Source organism: Streptomyces sp. Isolate_45, from assembly GCF_024721315.2.
Classification (GTDB): domain Bacteria; phylum Actinomycetota; class Actinomycetes; order Streptomycetales; family Streptomycetaceae; genus Streptomyces.
In genome coordinates, this window is record NZ_JANFAK020000356.1 from 1 (window position 1) to 1,639 (window position 1,639).

The window sequence follows — 1,639 nt, forward strand, 5'->3', positions numbered from 1 at the left end:
TTCCTGCGGCGCCCCGGCGCGGCCATGCCGGTGGTCTTCGGAGCCGCCCGCCTGCCCCGCGATCGCCCTCTTCCCGACGTATCCTGCCCGCCCACTCCGAATGTCCCCTCTGCTGTGCTTTCCCGCACACCTTAAAGGCTCATCCTGTGCGATCAACGAACTGAAGTCCGTGTACGTCGAAGTGGTGCCGTGACCACGGCCGGTAACGAAGCGGAGGGTCTTCACGCCGCGCGGGGGCCGTCTTCTCCCCGGTCTGCGTCCGAGAACCCGTCATCGCACGGGGCCCGGACCGGAACGTGACGAAAGTGTGGTCGAGTTGTGCGAGGATGCGGTCCCCCGATTCGTGCGGATCGGGTGACAAGGGGATACACAGTGATACCGAAGAGGTTCAGGCCCGCCTTCATCGCGGCCCTGACCGTGGCCCTGACGTCCGGCAGCTTCCTCGCCTACTCCGCGAGTGCCGGTTCCGGGCCCGAGGCGGCCGACCGCGCCGCCACCGACGCCTTCGCCCGCATAGCCGACGACGTGCTGTCCCGCCGTTCCGAGGCTCTCGTGGAGGAGCAGCAGGGGCGCCGCGGAGCGGCACCCGGCTCCTCGAAGGCAGGGTTGTCGGCCAAGTTCAAGAAGGACGAGGACACCGCGCTGTCGTCGCTGCGCTCGCGCAAGACGCGTCTCGCGGAGCTCGGCGAGGCCTACAGCGGCGCCGACACCCGCGTGACCGTGGAGCGGGCAACGGTCACGGGCGGCAGGGCGACCGTGCTGGTGAGCGAGGACACCAAGCTCACCTACAAGAAGCTGCGCGGGGACGAGCCGGAGACGACCGACTTCCGCACCCGCTACGAGCTGAAGCTCACGAGCAAGAAGGGCGGCCGCTGGGAACTGGACTCGGTCAAGTCCCAGGAGAACGGCCCCGTGGCCGTCAACGAGCCCGTCGCCGCCAAGGTGAACACGGTCAAGGACGACGGCAACCAGTACCCGGACGGTACGCCGGCCGCGACCAAGTACCCGGCCACGCCGAAGCCCAAGGCGAAGACCGGCGGTGCGTACGACTACAGCGCCATGGCGAAGTACGCCGAGAAGCACTGGAGCAACTACAACCCGCAGTACCGCAAGTTCAACGGTGCGGGCGGTGACTGCACCAACTTCATCAGCCAGGCGCTGAAGGCGGGGGGTTGGAAGCCGGTTCCCGGCTCCTCCTCCGACTACCGCAACTGGTGGTACGACGGCAGCCGCCAGAGCGACTCCTGGGTCGGCGCCAACGAGTGGGCCTGGTTCACGCTGTCGAACAAGCGGGCCGCCAACCTGGCCAACGTCTACCAGATGGACGTCGGCGACGTGCTCCAGGTGGACTTCAACAAGGACGGGTCCAAGGACCACTCCATGATGGTGACGTACCGCAGCGGCAACGGCATGCCGTACCTCACCTACCACTCCACCAACACGTACCGGAAGTCGCTCGCGAGCATCCTCGCGTCCTACCCGGACGCGCGCTACTTCGCGTACCGCACCTGACGGATGCGATCGGGCCCCGCCCGCCGTTCGGCGGGCGGGGCCCGATCGTCAGTCGGCGAGCATGCCTTCCCTGAGCCGGGTCAGGGTGCGGGTGAGGATGCGGGAGATCTGCATCTGGGAGATGCCG

Annotated in this window: 1 protein-coding gene; it reads left to right on the plus strand. The window is 67.8% G+C overall.

Annotated elements, in window-relative coordinates; translation table 11 throughout:
* The first annotated feature begins 372 nt into the window (after positions 1 to 372).
* A complete protein-coding gene (locus NOD94_RS41025) occupies positions 373 to 1,512 on the plus strand; it encodes an amidase domain-containing protein (RefSeq protein ID WP_281211337.1) in 1,140 nt (379 codons plus the stop codon).
* Positions 1,513 to 1,639: the final 127 nt, after the last annotated feature.